This window comes from Nocardioides sp., assembly GCF_029937575.1.
Lineage (GTDB): Bacteria > Actinomycetota > Actinomycetes > Propionibacteriales > Nocardioidaceae > Nocardioides.
This window is the reverse complement of the sequence record NZ_JAPYPS010000005.1, coordinates 120,646-136,749: the sequence shown is the minus strand read 5'-3', so window position 1 is coordinate 136,749 and position 16,104 is coordinate 120,646. Positions and strand designations below refer to the sequence as shown.

At 71.9% G+C, this 16,104-nt stretch carries 14 protein-coding genes; 6 read left to right on the top strand and 8 right to left on the bottom strand.

Annotated features, from left to right (window positions below):
* Positions 1–2,332 (bottom strand): S8 family serine peptidase (locus Q1K33_RS03550; protein ID WP_300400652.1); only part of this gene is annotated, 2,332 nt, incomplete at its 3' end.
* 129 nt (positions 2,333–2,461) lie between these two features.
* Here Q1K33_RS03550 and Q1K33_RS03545 point away from each other — a divergent pair.
* The 4 genes from Q1K33_RS03545 (at position 2,462) to Q1K33_RS03530 (ending at position 5,773) form a co-directional block, all read left to right on the top strand.
* Entirely contained in the window at positions 2,462–2,806 is a 345-nt protein-coding gene (locus Q1K33_RS03545; RefSeq protein ID WP_300400651.1) for an MmcQ/YjbR family DNA-binding protein, read from the top strand.
* Between the two features lie 208 nt (positions 2,807–3,014).
* Positions 3,015–3,803 (top strand): polyprenol monophosphomannose synthase, encoded by a 789-nt coding sequence (locus Q1K33_RS03540; protein ID WP_300400649.1) that lies wholly within the window; start codon positions 3,015–3,017, stop codon positions 3,801–3,803.
* Positions 3,800–4,225, top strand: coding sequence for a hypothetical protein (locus tag Q1K33_RS03535; protein ID WP_300400647.1), 426 nt, complete (start codon positions 3,800–3,802; stop codon positions 4,223–4,225). Before Q1K33_RS03540 ends, Q1K33_RS03535 begins: the two co-directional genes overlap by 4 nt.
* Positions 4,226–4,231: 6 nt before the next feature.
* Positions 4,232–5,773 (top strand): hypothetical protein, encoded by a 1,542-nt coding sequence (locus Q1K33_RS03530; protein WP_300400645.1) that lies wholly within the window; start codon positions 4,232–4,234, stop codon positions 5,771–5,773.
* Positions 5,774–5,818: 45 nt separating this feature from the next.
* Here Q1K33_RS03530 and ppsA read toward each other — a convergent pair whose 3' ends face one another.
* Positions 5,819–8,254, bottom strand: a complete 2,436-nt coding sequence (gene ppsA, locus Q1K33_RS03525) for a phosphoenolpyruvate synthase (RefSeq protein ID WP_300400643.1) — start codon at positions 8,252–8,254, stop codon at positions 5,819–5,821.
* A complete protein-coding gene (locus tag Q1K33_RS03520; RefSeq protein ID WP_300400641.1) occupies positions 8,251–9,213 on the bottom strand; it encodes a pyruvate, water dikinase regulatory protein in 963 nt (320 codons plus the stop codon). The genes ppsA and Q1K33_RS03520 overlap by 4 nt, the downstream gene beginning before the upstream one ends.
* A gap of 244 nt (positions 9,214–9,457) precedes the next feature.
* On the opposite strand from Q1K33_RS03520, the gene Q1K33_RS03515 reads away from it, so the two are divergent.
* A complete protein-coding gene (locus tag Q1K33_RS03515) occupies positions 9,458–10,777 on the top strand; it encodes a cytochrome P450 (RefSeq protein WP_300400638.1) in 1,320 nt (439 codons plus the stop codon).
* Positions 10,778–10,814: 37 nt separating this feature from the next.
* Here the strand turns inward: Q1K33_RS03515 and Q1K33_RS03510 are convergent, their stop codons facing one another.
* The 5 genes from Q1K33_RS03510 to Q1K33_RS03490 all read right to left on the bottom strand — a co-directional run bounded on the left by Q1K33_RS03510 (position 10,815) and on the right by Q1K33_RS03490 (position 14,864).
* Positions 10,815–11,693: an aldo/keto reductase gene (locus tag Q1K33_RS03510; protein WP_300400636.1), complete on the bottom strand. Its 879-nt coding sequence runs from the start codon at positions 11,691–11,693 to the stop codon at positions 10,815–10,817.
* The gene (locus Q1K33_RS03505; protein WP_300400633.1) at positions 11,693–12,748 is read right to left on the bottom strand and encodes an NAD(P)-dependent alcohol dehydrogenase; all 1,056 of its coding nucleotides are present in this window, start codon (positions 12,746–12,748) and stop codon (positions 11,693–11,695) included. Before Q1K33_RS03505 ends, Q1K33_RS03510 begins: the two co-directional genes overlap by 1 nt.
* Positions 12,749–12,852: 104 nt before the next feature.
* Positions 12,853–13,869 (bottom strand): alcohol dehydrogenase catalytic domain-containing protein, encoded by a 1,017-nt coding sequence (locus Q1K33_RS03500; protein ID WP_300400631.1) that lies wholly within the window; start codon positions 13,867–13,869, stop codon positions 12,853–12,855.
* 4 nt (positions 13,870–13,873) lie between these two features.
* Positions 13,874–14,302 (bottom strand): hypothetical protein, encoded by a 429-nt coding sequence (locus tag Q1K33_RS03495; RefSeq protein ID WP_300400629.1) that lies wholly within the window; start codon positions 14,300–14,302, stop codon positions 13,874–13,876.
* A gap of 16 nt (positions 14,303–14,318) precedes the next feature.
* Positions 14,319–14,864, bottom strand: coding sequence for a type II toxin-antitoxin system PemK/MazF family toxin (locus tag Q1K33_RS03490; protein ID WP_300400626.1), 546 nt, complete (start codon positions 14,862–14,864; stop codon positions 14,319–14,321).
* Positions 14,865–14,979: 115 nt separating this feature from the next.
* On the opposite strand from Q1K33_RS03490, the gene Q1K33_RS03485 reads away from it, so the two are divergent.
* Positions 14,980–16,008 carry an iron ABC transporter substrate-binding protein gene (locus Q1K33_RS03485; RefSeq protein ID WP_300400624.1) on the top strand — a complete coding sequence of 343 codons (1,029 nt, stop codon included), beginning with the start codon at positions 14,980–14,982 and terminating at the stop codon, positions 16,006–16,008.
* The last annotated feature ends 96 nt before the right edge of the window (positions 16,009–16,104 follow it).

Genomic DNA, 16,104 nt, shown 5'->3' with positions numbered 1-16,104 from the left:
GGCTCGGCGACGGCGACGGGTCCGGGGACGGCGAGGGCGACGGGCTCGGCGACGGCGACGGGTCCGGGGACGGCGAGGGGCTCGGCGACGGCGACGGGTCCGGGGACGGCGAGGGGCTCGGCGTGGGGCTCGGGCTCGGGCTCGGCGACGGGGTCGGGGTCGGGTCCGGATCGACGACCTTGGCACCGATCACGTACGAGCAGCCGCCGGTAGCCGTGTCGGCGTCGGGCACCAGCAGCACCAGGGAGCGCCGCGAGACGAAGCTCAGTCCGCCGATCACGTTGCCCGGTGCGACCGTCCCGGGCAGCGCGTTGTCGGTCCACACCTGGGCCGGCAGGGTGGCGGTGATCGTGTCGGTCTCGGCATCGAAGACACCCGGCAGCCCGGAGGCGATCGTCGAGCGACCGGTGTCGTCGAAGGCACCGAGCACGACGCTCTCGCCGTCCTCGAGCGTGCGCGAGGCCGTCAGGTAGTAGCTGCCGCCGCCGAGGGTGAAGTTGAGGTCGAAGTACTCCCCGGTGCCGCTCTCACCGCCCGGCTGCGTCGGGAGGTCGGTGACCTGCACGTGGAAGGTCACGTCGCTGGTCGCCTCGTCGGTGGTCAACCAGGCCTCGGTGAAGTCGAGGGCGTCGACGCTCGGCAGCGGGGTGTCGGTGCCGAGCACGGCGCCGGCGTCGCCGGCCGGGTCGGTGAAGCGCGCGTCCGCGGGACAGGTGGGCTCCTCCAGCGTCGGGGCGTCCAGGCCGGTCAGGGTCGAGACGGCACTGAGCATGTCGACCAGTCCGTGACCGGCGTCGAACGACGTACCGGTGGTCGAGCCCGGGTTGCGCGGGTCCTGCGTGTAGGTCCGGTCGTTGCCGCCGTACTGGTGGGCGGTGTTGACCAGCAGGGTCTCGATCTCGCCGGGCTCCAACAGCTCACCGGTGGTCTCCAGGGCGATCTGCTGGAGCACCGCGACGTAGCCGGCGACGTGCGGCGCGGCCATCGAGGTCCCGGAGATGGTGTTGTAGTCCGGGTCGGCGGTGTCCAGGCCCGTCGCGCAGATCGGCAGGTAGGGCCGGCACGCGGAGGTGATGTTGGCGCCCGGGGCCGAGATGTCTGGGTAGGTGAACGGTGCGCCGTCGAGGCCGCGCGAGGACGAGGAGTCGAGTGCGTTGTCCCGGCTGCCGGTGCCGAGGTCGTCGTAGTTGGCAACCATCAGGATGCCGGGCTGGGGGTCCGCGCCCGGACCGTTGGTGACACTCTCCGAGCCGTCCCCGCCGTCGTTGCCGGCGGCCCAGACGACCGTCACACCGGCGTCGACCAGGGCCCGGCCGACGATGGCGTTGGGCGCGTCGGCGCGGTAGTCACTGCCACCGCCGGGGCCCCAGGAGTTGTTGACCGCGACGATCGGGGCGCACGAGCCGTCCCCGCAGGGATCGGCGTGATGCTGGAGCACCCAGTAGAGGCCGGTCGTGCCGCTGATGATGCTCAGCGTCGCGCCCGTGCTGACGGCGACGATGTCGGCCTCGGGGGCGCTGCCACGGATGGTGCGGCCCGCGGCGTCGGTGACGATGCCGCCCGCGGCGATGCCGGCCACGTGCGTGCCGTGACCGCCTACGGAGACGGTGTCGGTGTCGTTGAGCACTGTCGCGTCGAGCGTGCACTGGTCGACGCTCGCGTAGTCGGTGAAGTCACCGATGATGTCGTGGCACAGGACCTTGACGTTCTTCTTGACGCGGGAGTCGCCGTTCTCGTCGGCGAAGAGCGGGTGCGTGCCGTCGGTGCCGGAGTCGACGATCGCCACCGAGAGACCCTTGCCGGTGAAGGCATCGAGCACCCCGTCGTCGTCGACGTCGAAGGCGCCGTCGTGCACGGGCCTGGCGCGCGTGGCCTCCTGGCTGCTGGTCCCGTCGAAGGCGATCTTCTCGTCCGACCAGTCGAGGCGGGTCACGTCGTCGATCTCCGCCAGCTGCCGCACCTGCGCCGGCGTACCGCTCGCCGTGACGATCCCGACGTCGTCCAGGGAGACACCGGGGTTCAGGCCGGCGAGGGCGACGGCGCGCTTGGCGGCCATCAGGTCGCCGTCGGCCTGGACCATGACGTTGATCCGCGCCCCGGCCGCGGCGTTGCGCAGCCGCCTGGCCAGGGTCGGCTGGACGACCGGACCCGGCGACTCGGGCGCCACCTGCGGCGCCACGACCGCGGGTACGTCGAGCCGGGTGACCGGACCGGCGCCGGCGGCACTCGCCCCGGTCATCTGGGCTAGGACGGGCACGGAGATGACCGAGGCGCAGACGACGGCGGTGGCCGTCATGGCGCGCAGCAGCATCCTCGGGGCAAGGCTGACCATGTGAAGTCTCTTCCGGGAGGCGGGGGAGTCGAGAAGGGTGGTGACCCGACTCCTCAACGAGAGGCCCGACGATCCGTTAGTCGCGGACGGCCAGTGGTCTGGACCGGCCGGGGACGAGATGATGCCCCCGTGTCCGTCATCGCCGACTTCCTCGACCTGGTCGCTCAGCTGCCCGGAGTCACCCGGACCGACCACGAGCGCTACACCGCGTGGAAGGCGGGCCAGACCTTCGGCTACCTGTGGGAGCCGACCCGCACCGTCGGGCTCAAGCAGACCCTGGCCGAGCAGCTCGCGCTCGTCGCGGAGCGTCCCGACGTCTTCGAGGTGCAGTTCACGATGGGCGCGTTCGGGTGGGTGGTGGTCCACCTGGACCACGTCGAGCGCGACGAGCTGGCCGAGCTGACCTTCGAGGCCTGGCGGCTGACGGCACCAACCACCGCCGTCGAGGCGAGGGCCGACGAGCTGCCCCGTTGAGCGCCCTCAGGGTCGGGCGCTGAGCGCGTCGACGTCCCCCCACCGTCGGTCGCCCATGAGCCGACCGCGTTCTCGGGACGTTCTGAAATCCGCTGACGGCGGCACAGCACCGCCCTACCCTCCTGTCACGACCAGGTCCGGCCATGGGGGCACTCCAGGGACCAGCGGTCGACAGTTGCCGTCTCGGCGCCCTTCCAGGAGAGACCCCATGGCCGTCCACCCGGAGAACCGCGCGCTCGTCGTGGTCCCGACCTACGACGAGGCCGACAACATCGGCGAGCTCCTCGACCGCCTGCACCTCGCGGCACCGGACGTGCAGGTGCTCGTCGTCGACGACGCCAGCCCCGACGGGACGGCGCACCTCGTGCGTGAACGGGCAGCGCGGACCTCTGGCCTCCACCTGCTCGAGCGGGCCTCGAAGGACGGCCTCGGGGCGGCGTACCGAGCCGGCTTCAGGTGGGCACTGGACCGGGACTACGACGTGATCGCCCAGATGGATGCCGACCTCTCGCACCCACCCGAGAGCCTTGCCCGGCTGATCGGCGCCCTGGCGGGCGCGCCCGACACCCCGCTGGCCGCCGCCGACCTGGCGATCGGCTCGCGCTACGTCCCGGGCGGTTCCGTGGCCGACTGGTCGCCACTTCGCCGTCAGCTCTCCCGGTTCGGCAACCTGTGGGTGCGCCACGTGCTCGACCTGCACGTGGCCGACTCCACCGCGGGCTTCCGGGCCTACACCCGCGAAGCGTTGCTCCGCGTCGGCGCTGCGGACACGACGTCCGACGGCTACTGCTTCCAGATCGAGAACACCTGGCGCGCGCAACGTCGCGGACTGCGCGTGGTCGAGGTCCCGATCGCCTTCACCGACCGGGCGTCGGGGTCGTCGAAGATGTCGATCGGCATCGCGGCCGAGGCCCTCGGCCGCTCGCTCCAGTGGCGTTGGGGTGAGCTGGTCGCACGCCCCGAGGGCGTCGGGACCGACGTCGTCGCTCCGCCATGACCCCCGCCCCGGAGCACGTCGGACCGGGACAGCGTGAGCGGGCACCTCGCGATCTTGCCGTCGAGACCTACGTACAACGCGCCCAGCTGGCGCTGATGCACGCGGCGTGCTTCGTCGTCGCTGCCCCCGCCTATGCCGTCCTGCGACTGAGCCTGGAGGTCGCACACCCGCGCGCCGTCGCCGCGGCGTACCTCCTTCCCGCGTTGGTCGCGCTCGCCCTCAAGCTGTCGGCCCCGGGCGACGGCCGGGGTCGCGTCCTGCTGCTCGCGACGTCGGCGGCGACGCTCGGGATCATCGAGGCGGCGCTCGTCCTGATGGTGTACGGCGGCCAGGGCACTCTGGTCGCCGGGACGTCCGCGCTGCTGGTGGGCCTGGTCGTCCTGACCTTCGCGGACCGCCGGATCCTGACCCCGGGACGGTGACGAGCGATGATGGAGGAGATCAGCCCCGGGCGCAGCCGGGACGCGGCCGACCGGCTCGACCCGACCCTGCGTCGCCTGCTGCGGTGGGCCGCGATCCGATGGACCATCCGGGTGATCACCACGGTCCTGCTGGTGGCGATGCTCGCCCACGTCGTGCTGGGCTGGCGGCACGACGACCGCGTCACCGTGGCGGCAGGCACCCCCGACCGCGACCGCGTGGACCAGGCGATCCGAGCAGCCGAGGCCTACATCGACCGCCTCTACCAACCGCTGCCCGACGACGAGGCCATCGTCTCGGAGTACGTCGGACTCCCGCTCGTGGCCTACTTCCCGACGCTGGACGCCTGGGTGTCACCGGGCGACGGCGGCCTGCGCATCGAGTCCGGCGAGCAGAGCCGCGAGCGGGAGACGTACCTGTTCCACTACGTTCTCGAGGACGGCCGGGCGAGCGATCTCCTGGTGGTCCTGCGTTGGGACCCTGCCACGTCAGGAGGGCTGCTCGAGGTCTCCCAAGTCGGTGGCGACGACGTGCCCGTGCAGCTCGGGCTCGGCAGCCTGGCCGTTGCGCGGTGGGACTCCGGGTCGACCCGGCAGGTAGCAGTCCCGCTCGACGCCGGTCAGCTCGGTGAGCTGCGCAGCCTGCGCTACACCGTGCGGCACGTCGCGATGCTGGCCGCCTCGCTCTACCGGTACCGAGGCCGACCCGAGCGGGCGGAGCGCCTCCAGCACCTCGTCGAGCGCGCGTCGTACGACCCGGGCGGCGACGTGTACTCGCCGCTGTGGGGAGCCTCGACCGGGCGGGCGGACGACTACTTCTACGACGCGGCCGTCTATCCCGACTGCCAGCCAGGAGCGCTCGCGGCGCTGCCCGCTTCCCCGCGCTACTACCCCTACCAGTCCAAGGTCTGCTCCCTTCCGACGTGGGGCTACATCGCCATGACGCGCGAGGACCCACTGGTGACCACGATGCAGGCCGTGCACGTGCTCGCGGCCCACGGCTCGCCGCAGGCCCGGTTCAGCGACGGCGAGCACTTCGGGATGACCCCCACGTCGGTGGCCGCGGCGCTCGAGGAGCGGTTCCGCGACGAGGTCGGGATCGGGAGCTGTCTGCCGGGCAGCTGCACCACCGACAACAGCTCCACCCTGCGCACCGCGGTCTTCGGGCTGCTCGAGACCGAGCTCGGCTTCACGTACGGCGACGACGTCGCGCGCGGCTACGCCGACGCGGTGGTGGACGACCTGCTGGAGGTGCAGGTCCAGCCCGACGGGCTCGTGCCGTCGCTGCACCTCGGCGAGCTCTACCGCCCCGGGCAGGCCGGCGGCTTCTTCACCGCCTACGACGCCGAGCACCGGGCGGGCACCCCGGACAGCGTCGCGCGGGCCCAGATCGACCTGGTCGCCTCGCGACTCGACATCCGACGCGAGTATCTCGGCGAGCTGGCCACGAACGCCGAGACCACGCTGGTCGTGCACGCGTTCCTGGTGCGCTACCGGTGTGCGCGCTTCGGGGTGGGGTGCGCGGGGCCGCCCGCCTCCTCGACGTCATGACGTGACTGGCTCCCGTTCGCACGGGGACGGGCAACGGCCCCGCTCCTACGTCGCCGGTCCTGCGGCCTTGGCGAGGCGCAGCCAGGTCTCCACGACGGTGTCGGGGTTGAGGGACATCGACTCGATGCCCTGCTCGAGCAGCCAGTCGGCGAGGTCGGGGTGGTCGGAGGGCCCCTGGCCGCAGATGCCGACGTACTTGCCCTGCTTCTTGCAGGCGGTGATCGCCGCGGAGAGCATGTGCAGCACGGCCGGGTCCCGCTCGTCGAAGCCCTCGGCGACCAGCGCCGAGTCCCGGTCGAGGCCCAGGGTCAGCTGGGTCATGTCGTTGGAGCCGATCGAGAAGCCGTCGAAGTGCTCGAGGAACTGCTCGGCGATCACCGCGTTGGACGGGACCTCGCACATCATCACGACCTGCAGGTCGTTCTCGCCGCGCTTGAGGCCGTGCTCGGCGAGCAGACCGATGACGCCCTCGGCCTCGCGCAGCGTCCGCACGAACGGGATCATCACCTTGACGTTGGTCAGCCCCATCTCGTCGCGCACGTGGCGCAGCGCCTCGCACTCCATCGCGAAGCACTCCGCGAAGTCGGCCGAGAGGTAGCGCGAGGCACCCCGGTAGCCGATCATCGGGTTCTCCTCGTCGGGCTCGTAGTGCTCACCGCCGACGAGGTTGGCGTACTCGTTGGACTTGAAGTCACTCATCCGCACGATCACCGGTTCGGGCGCGAAGGCGGCCGCGATCATCGCGACGCCCTCGGCGACCCGCTTGACGAAGAAGTCGCGGGGACCGGCGTAGGCCGCGGTGATGTCCTCGATCTCGGTGCGCAGGCCGGCCGGCAGCGCTGCCGCCGACTCGCCGCCCGCGGCGAGGTCGAGCAGCGCCTTGGGGTGGATCCCGATCTGACGGTTGATGATGAACTCCAGCCGCGCGAGCCCGACCCCCTTGTGCGGCAGCCGAGAGAAGGCGAAGGCCTGCTCGGGGGTGCCGACGTTCATCATGATCTTCACCGGTACGTCGGGCATCTCGCCGAGCTCGGTGCGCTCGACGGAGAAGTCGAGGACGCCCTCGTAGATCAGGCCGGTGTCGCCCTCGGCGCAGGAGACCGTGACCTCGCGGCCGTCGCTGAGGTCCTTGGTCGCCGAGCCGGTGCCGACGACGGCGGGGATGCCGAGCTCGCGGGCGATGATCGCGGCGTGGCAGGTGCGCCCGCCGCGGTTGGTCACGATCGCCGAGGCCCGCTTCATGATCGGCTCCCAGTCGGGGTCGGTCATGTCGGCCACCAGGACGTCACCCGCGACGAACTCGTGCATCTGGTCGATCGAGGTCAGCACGCGCACGGCACCGGCGCCGATCTTCTGCCCGATCGCGCGACCTTCGACGAGCACCTCGGCCCCCTTGGTGGCCGCCTTGTCGATCTTGAACCGCTCCTGCGCGCCGGTCTGGCGCGACTGCACCGTCTCGGGGCGGGCCTGCAGCACGTAGAGCTGCCCGTCGACACCGTCGCGGCCCCACTCGATGTCCATCGGGCGGCCGTAGTGCTCCTCGATGACCAGGGCGTGGCGAGCAAGCTCGGTGACCTCGTCGTCGCTGAGGCTGAGCAGGCGGCTCTCGGCCGCGTCGACCGGCACGAACTCGGTCGTGTGCCCCACCCGCGCGTCGGAGGTGTAGACCATCTTGGTGGCCTTGCCACCCACGCCCCGCTTGAGGATCGCGGGGCGGTTGGCCCTGAGCGCCGGCTTGTAGACGTAGAACTCGTCCGGGTTGACCGCGCCCTGCACGACGCCCTCGCCGAGCCCGAAGGCCGAGGTGATGAAGACCGCGTCGTCGAAGCCGGACTCGGTGTCCATCGTGAACATCACGCCCGAGGCGCCGATGTCGGAGCGGACCATCTTCTGCACCCCGGCCGACAGCGCGACGTCGGCGTGGGCGAAGCCGTGGTGGACGCGGTAGGCGATCGCGCGGTCGTTGTAGAGGGAGGCGAAGACCTCGCGCACCGCGAGCAGCACCGCGTCGACGCCGCGGACGTTGAGGAAGGTCTCCTGCTGCCCGGCGAAGGACGCGTCCGGCAGGTCCTCGGCGGTGGCCGAGGAGCGGACCGCGAACGACGCCTCGTCGCCGCTCTCGCCTGCGAGACGGTCGTACGCCGTACGGATGTCGGCCTCGAGGTCGGTGGGGAACGGCTGCTCGATGACCGCCGTACGGATCTCGGAGCCGACCTCGGCCAGGCGCCGCACGTCGTCGGTGTCGAGGCCGTCGAGCAGAGCGGAGATCCGCTCGGCCAGACCCGTGTCACCGATGAAGCGGTGGAACGCACCCGCCGTCGTGGCGAAGCCGTCGGGCACCCGCACGCCCAGACCGCTCAGGTGGGAGACCATCTCGCCGAGGGACGAGTTCTTGCCGCCGACCTCCTCCAGGTCGGCCAACCCGAGGTCGGAGAACCAACGAACGTTGGTGTGACCGGTCTGCTCAGCTGCTGTGCTCATGTTCCCTCGCCTTGCTCGGTGGGTGATTCGGTTGTCGCGATGCGCCGGTCGGAGAGCCGGGACGCCATCAGGTCGTGCGCGTGCTCGGGGGGCCGGTGGCGGGCCTTGCTGACCTCGCGGCTGAGGATGCCGCCGTTGCGCTTGAGGGTCTGCAGGATCATCGTCGAGATCTCCTCGACCGACTTGGCCGAGGAGTCGATGACCGGGACCCGGTGCGCGGCGAAGATCTCGGTCGCCCGGCGCAGCTCCCAGCGGCACTGCGACGGCTCGGCGTAGGACGACCCGGGTCGCCGCTCGTTGCGGATCCGGCTGAGCCGCTCCACGGTGGTGGTGATCCCGAAGCACCGCTCGCGGTAGTCGCGCACCGGCCGGGGCAGCTCGGAGGACTCCAGGTCCTCCTCCACGAGCGGGTAGTTGGCTACGTAGAGGCCGTGCTGGAGGGCGAGGTACATGCTGGTCGGCGTCTTGCCGCAGCGCGAGGGCGCGAGCAGGATCACGTCGGCCTTGTCGAGCGCGCGCAGGCTCTGGCCGTCGTCGTGCTCGATCGTGAACTCGACCGCCGCCATCCGGGAGTTGTAGCGCTTGATGTCGCCGACGCCGTGCAGCCGGGCGGCCTCGCGGATGCCGCGCTGACCCAGGATCGACTCCACGCGGCTCATGTGCAGGTCGAAGAAGTCGATCAGCGGCGCGCGGGTCGTGGCGAGGATGCTGCGGATGCTGTCCTCGGCCGCGGTGGTGAACGCCAGCGGCTGCACCGGGCCGTCCATCGCCTCGTCGAGGATCTCGACCACGCGCCGGGCGTCCTCGGGCGTCGAGATGAAAGGGATGACCGTGCGCTCGAAGACCTGGTCGGGGAACTGGATGAGCAGCGCGTTGCCCATCGTCTCCGCACTGATCCCGGTGGAGTCGGAGAGGAAGAAGACGGGTACGACGTGCTGGTCGCCCTGCGGGTCGGCCATCGTTTCTCCCTCCCTCCGTCCGCCTCGGGCGGACGCCTGCCGGCTAGGTGTTCCGGGCACGGTACTCAGTGCGGAGCCTTTCGGAGCCGCATCTCACCGAGGTAACACGTTCGTCACATCACAGCGCGTACCCGCACCTTGCCACGCCGAGGAGGGTGGGCGTTCGGTCCCGGTGGTCCCCGAGGGACGGGCGAAGCCCGCCGGAGGCGTTGCGGAGACAGGCGGAGGCGCAATACTGAGGTGCATGAGTCTTCGTGACCACGTCGAGCAGCGGGTCGCCCGCACCACCCGGTGGGGCCTGGGCCACGCCCTGCCGCGGATGGCCATCCGCGGCTCCGCGCGCCGGGGCGACCTCCACGGGCGCCTGATCGAGGCGACCAGCCAGAGCGACAGCGTGCCCGTCGACCTCTTCGACGAGATCCGCGCCACCGGGCAGATGCACCGCTCTCGCTTCGCCTACGTCACGGCGTCGCAGCCGGTGGTCAAGGAGGTCCTGACCAGCCCCGACGTGCACGCCGGGGTCGACTTCTCGCCGGACGGACCACTGGCCGGCCTGGGCGCCTGGGCCTTCCGCTCCGCTCCCATGGGGCCGTTGACCCCTCCGTCCCTGCTCGTCACCGAGCCGCCAGACCACACCCGCTACCGCAAGCTCGTCACGCGGGTCTTCAGCGTGAAGGCCGTCGAGCGGCTGCGCGGTCGCACCGAGAAGATCGCCGCCGAGCTGCTCGCCGACCTCGACCCCGGCTCACCCGTCGACCTGGTGGAGCGCTACTGCGCGCAGCTGCCGCTGACCGTGATCGCCGAGATCCTCGGCGTCCCCAAGGCCGACCACCAACGCGTGCTGGAGTTCGGCAGCGCCGCCGCACCGAGTCTCGACCTCGGCCTCGACTGGCGCACCTTCTCCCGGGTCGAGAGTGCCCTGACGGAGTTCGAGGCCTGGCTGGGTGACCACCTGGACGCCGTACGACGTGATCCCGGCGACGACCTGCTCAGCCAGCTGGTCACCGCCCGCGACGAGAACGGTGTCGGGCTCACCGAGGCCGAGCTGCGGGCGACCGCCGGCCTCGTGCTCGCGGCCGGCTTCGAGACGACCGTCAACCTGTTGGGCAACGGCATCGCCCTGCTCCACGAGCACCCGGCCCAGCTGCGTCGGCTCCAGGCCGACCCCGGGCTGTGGCCCAACGCGGTCGACGAGGTGCTGCGCATCGACCCGCCGGTGCTGCTGACGGGGCGGATGGTCGTGCAGGACACGACCTTCGCCGGCGTCTCGGTGCCCCGCGGCGCGCTGGTCACGACGCTGCTCGCCGGTGCCAACCGCGACCCCGAGGTGTTCACGGACCCGCACACCTTCGACGTCGCCCGCGAGAACGCCGGCGACCACGTGTCCTTCTCGTCGGGGCGCCACTACTGCCTCGGCGCGGCGCTGGCCCGGATGGAGGGTGAGGTCGGTCTGCGCGCGATCTTCGACGCCTTCCCCGACCTGCGGGTGCTGCAGGGTGCCCAGCGCCGAGACACCCGCATCCTGCGGGGGTACGGCGTGCTGCCGGCGCGGTTGGGCGGGTAGGCGGGCGGCTGGCGGTCGGGCTGCCGGGGGGAAGTCGTCAGCTCGCGTCCAGCGCCGCCAGCTCCTCGTCGGTGAGCTCGATCTCGGCCGCGGCGGCCGAGTCGGTGATGGACTCCGGCCGCTTGGCGCCCGGGATCGGGATGACGTACGGCGACTGGGCGAGCTCCCAGGCCAGGGCGACCTGCTGGGCGCTGACCCCGCGCGCCGCGGCGACCGACGCGAAGGCCGGGTGCTTCTCGGCCAGCTCCTTGGCGCTGCCCAGTCCGCCGAGCGGGCTCCACGGCAGGAAGGCGAGGCCCAGCTCGTCGCAGACCTCGATCTCCGGGGCACTGCTGCGGAAGGCGGGCGAGAACTGGTTCTGCACGCTGACCAGCGCGTCGCCGAGCACGTGGTGGGCCGCGCGGATCTGCTCCGGGTCGGCGTTGGAGAGGCCCACGCGGGCGACCTTGCCCGAGTCGGCGATCTCCTTGAGGGTGCCGATCACCTCGGCATAGGGCACCTTCGGGTCGGGGCGATGGTGCTGCCACAGCGCGATCTGCTCCACCCCGAGTCGGCCGAGGCTGGCGTCGACGGCGTGGTGCAGGTGGGCCGCGGAGCTGTCGACGTCCCAGCCGCCACCGTCGGTGCGCACGTGGCCGCCCTTGGTGGCCAGCAGCACCTGGTCCCGCACGCCGAGCTCGTCGAGCAGGCCGGCGATCAGGCGCTCGTTCTCGCCCTGGGCGTCGACGCCCTTCTCCTCACCCGGCCCGTAGGCGTCGGCGGAGTCGAAGAGCGTCACCCCGGCGTCCAGGGCTGCCCGCACGGTTGCGAGCAGCTGCTCGCGCGGCTGGCTCCCGCTCTGGTCGAAGGTCATCAGGCCCAGGCCGATCGCGCCGACCTCGGTGGACCCGGCGGAGCCGAGCAGTCGTGTCCTCATCAGGCGAAGCTCCCCGTGTCGATGACGAAGCGGTAGCGGACGTCGGAGTCGACCACCCGGTCCCAGGCCGCGTCGATCTGGTCGCCGATGTCGTCACCGCTGATCAGCTCGATCTCGGCGGTGATGTGGTGCTCGGCGCAGAAGTCGAGCATCTCCTGGGTCTCGGCGATGCCGCCGATCATCGATCCCGCCCAGCTCTTGCGCCCGCCGATCAGCGCGAACGCCGGCACCTCGAGAGGCTCGGAGGGTGCCCCGACGCTGACGAGGGTGCCGTCGAGCGAGAGGAGCGAGAGGAACTTCCCCATCGGGAGAGAGGCGGAGACCGTGTTGATGATCAGGTCGAAGGAGCCGGCGAGCTCCTCGAACGTCGCGTCGTCGCTGGTCGCGAGGTAGTGGTCGGCGCCGAACTTCGCGCCGTCCTCCTGCTTGGACAGGCTCTGCGAGAGGACGGTGACCTCCGCGCCGAGGGCGTGGGCGATCTTGACGGCCAGGTGCCCGAGCCCACCCATGCCGACGACCGCGACCTTGGAGCCGGGGCCGGCGCCCCAGTGCTTGAGGGGCGAGAAGACGGTGATCCCGGCGCACAGCAGCGGTGCCGCCTTGTCGAGGTCGATGCCCTCGGGGATGCCGACGACGAAGTCCTGGTCGACGACGATGTGGGAGCTGTAGCCGCCGTCGGTGGGCCGGCCGTCAGCACCGATCGAGCCGTAGGTGCCGGTCATGCCCTTGAGGCAGTACTGCTCCTGGCCGGCCAGGCAGCTCGTGCACTCGCGGCAGGAGTCGACCATGCAGCCGACACCGACGCGGTCGTCGACGGAGTACTTGTCGACCTCCGAGCCGACCTCCTCGACGGTGCCGGCGATCTCGTGACCGGGCACGAAGGGGAAGTTGGCCTCGCCCCACTCGTTGCGACCGGTGTGGATGTCGGAGTGGCAGATGCCGGCGAAGTGGATCTTGATCAGGACGTCGCGCGGCCCGAGGTCGCGACGCTGGATGGTGGTCTTCTCGAACGGGGCCTTGGCGGACGGGGTGGCATAGGCGGTCGCGGTGCGCATGGGTGGTTGAACCGTCCACCACGCCAGGCGATTCCCCATCCAGGGGTGAAACCGTCCAATTCTCAGGGCCACCTCGGGTCGACCTGGCGCGGACCCGCGGCAGGTCAGCGCAGATCGGGGCGGATGACGGTCACGCCGCCGGCCCCGGCACCGGGCTCGCCGAGCGCCACCAGACGGGCCGGTGCCTGCGCCAGACCGATCCGATCCCGGAGCAGGCGCTGGGGCGCGAGGGTGCCCTCGGCGACGTGCGCGAGCATCGCGGGGTAGTCCGACGCCGCCATCCCGTGGCTGCCGAGCAGCCGGAGCTCCCGACCCACGACGCGGCCCATGTCCACGGCGGGATGCGCGTCGGCGCCACCGAGCAGACCCACCTGCACGTGCCGCCCGCGCGGGCGCAGGCATGCCACGGATGCCGCCAGGGTGGCGCGGCTCCCGAAGCAGTCGAGGGACACGTCGGCGTCGCCGACGCCCTCGCCGGGCGGTACGACGCTCGCTCCGAGCTCGGCGGCCAGTCGGCGTGACTCGGACGACGGGTCCACGGCCAGCACCCGGGCGCCCAACGACACCGCCACCATCACCGCGGCCAGCCCCACCCCGCCGCACCCGTGCACCACGACCGTCTCGCCGGCCTTGACGCGGGCGACGTCCGCGACGGCCCGGTACGCCGTGGCGAAGCGACACCCGAGCCCGGCTGCGACGTCGGCGGAGACCTCGTCGGGCACCCGCACCAGGTTGAGCGCGGCGCGCGGCAGCGCGACGTACTCGGCGAAGGAGCCCCACTGCGTGAACCCGGGCTGCAGCTGGGCCTCGCAGACCTGTCCGTCACCCCGGCCGCACGAGCGGCACGCGCCGCACGCCAGCACGAAGGGGGTGGTGACGCGGTCCCCGGCCTTCCAGTCGCGGACGCCCGCGCCGACCTCGACGACCCTGCCCGCCAGCTCGTGGCCGGGCACGTGCGGCAGCGCGATGCCGTCGTCGTGTCCCTGCCAGCCGTGCCAGTCGCTGCGGCACAGACCGGTCGCCTCGACGGCGACCACGACCCCGTCGCCCGGGCAGGCCGGGTCCGGCACCTCCTCGAGCGTCGGCTGCACCCCGAACTCGGTGACGAGGACGGCGCGCACCGCTTCAGAGCCCCTCGGGGGAGTCGGGCACCTCGGGCAGGTCGTCGTCGTTGTGGAGCAGGGCGTCGGGGTCACGACGTGGGGGCACCGAGGCGAGCGCGATCTGGACCAGCGCGGTGCGGCCCTTGACCACCACCGCGCGCTTGAGCCGGCCTCCGACGCCGTCGCCCAGCAGCCCGGCGACGACCTCGGCGATCACCTCGTCGTCGTACGACGGGCGGGTGCCGACGGCGACCTCGACGTCGGGGAGGGCGACCAGCACGGGCAGCACCTGCCCGCCCAGGCCGTCGAGGAGCCGGAACCGTTCGAGGCGGTCCATCGACTCCCACACCTCGTCCACGTCCTGACCCCGTCGCACCCTGCGCTGGGCGCCCAGCACCGACTTGGCCGCGCCGTGCAGCGCAGCGGTGAGCTCGTGCTCGCTGAATCGCATGGGTCCAGCATGCCGCCTACCAGTCGAGGGTCTCGCGCACCGCCGCCGCAACCTGGTCGAAGCGGGCCCGGTCCAGCGCAGCGCCCTCGCGCCGTACGGCGTCCGGGGCGAGCCGCAGGACCCGGTCGAGGCGGACCTCGCTGGGGCGCCGCTGCCGGTCCCAGTCCCCGGTCCCGAGGTCGTGCCACCGTGGACGCTCGTCGGGCCCCTGCCGCCGGGCCGGCGAGGTGCGGTCCTTGCTGGTGAGCATCAGCCCGAGCAGGTCCCCGCCGTCGCGGCCGATGACCAGCACCGGACGGTCCTTGCCCTGGGTGTGGTCCTCCTCGTAGGGCACCCACGCCCAGATGACCTCGCCGGGATCGGCGTCACCGTCGGCCTGCGGGGCGTAGCTGATCGTGGCGCGGCCGGTGAAGTCGCCGCGGTACGCCGCCCGCTCGGAGCCCGGCTGGGAGTCCCGCTGGGAGCTCGCCGGCGCTCGGCGCACCGGGCGCTTGGCGGCCGCGCGGGCCAGGGCAGAGCCGACGCGGCGGACGAGGTGAGCGGTGCGAGAGGTCGAGGCCATGACGCGACCCTAGGGAACCCTGATCGGCGCCGCCCCGTGAGCGACTTGGGTGAGGCAACCCTCAATACCCTATGGTGAGGCAATCCTTACCGCACCACGCCGACGGACGGACCCGATGACGCGCCCCTCCCTGCTCTCCCGCTCGCCCCTCACCCTGCCTCTCGCGCTGGCCCTCGCCGCCGCGCTGGTCACCGCCGGTTGCGGTGGGGACGACGGTCCGTCGATCGTGGTCTACAACGCCCAGCACGAGCAGCTCCTGGACGAGCTCGCCGCCGACTTCACCGAGGAGACCGGCATCGAGGTCCAGCTGCGCAACGGCAAGGACCTGGAGATGTCGGCCCAGCTGGTCGCCGAGGGCTCCGCGTCGCCGGCCGACGTGTTCCTCACCGAGAACTCCCCGGCGATGGCCCAGGTCGAGCGGGCCGGGCTCTTCGAGACCCTCTCCCCGGAGCTGACCGCCGACATCCCCGAGCAGTACCGCCCGACCTCGGCGGCCTGGACCGGCTTCGTGGCGCGCTCGACCGTGCTGGTCTACAACACCGACCAGGTCGACGAGGCCGACCTCCCGGACTCGATCATGGAGCTCGCCGACCCCGAGTGGGCTGGTCGCATCTCCTTCTCCCCGACCGGTGCCGACTTCCAGGCCATCGTCGCGGCCGTCCTCGCGCTCGAGGGCGAGGAGGCCACCCGCGCGTGGCTGGCGGGCATCAAGGCCAACGGCACCGTCTACGACGGCAACAACGTGGTCCTCCAGTCGGTCGACGCGGGTGAGTCCGAGGTCGGGATCATCTACCACTACTACTGGTACCGCGACCAGCAGGAGAGCGGCGAGGTCAGCGACAACAGCGAGCTGTACTTCTTCGGCAACCAGGACCCCGGCGCCTTCGTCAGCGTCTCCGGCGCCGGCATCCTGGCCTCCAGCGACAACAAGCCGGACGCCGAGACGTTCATCGCCTACCTCACCAGCGAGGCCGGCCAGCAGGTGCTCGCCGACTCCTACGCCCTGGAGTACCCGCTCAACCCGGCCGTCGAGCTCGCCCCGCCGGTCCAGCCCTTCGGCGAGCTCCAGCCCCCGCCCGTGGGGGTCTCCGACCTCGACGGCGAGACGGTGGTCGACCTGATGACCGAGGCGGGCTTCCTCTGAGCCTGCTGGACGCCGGCGCTCCTCCCCCGACCACCCACGAGCCGGCGCACACCAGCCGGCGCTCCTCCTCGGCTCCGCCCCTCCTGCTCCTGGCGG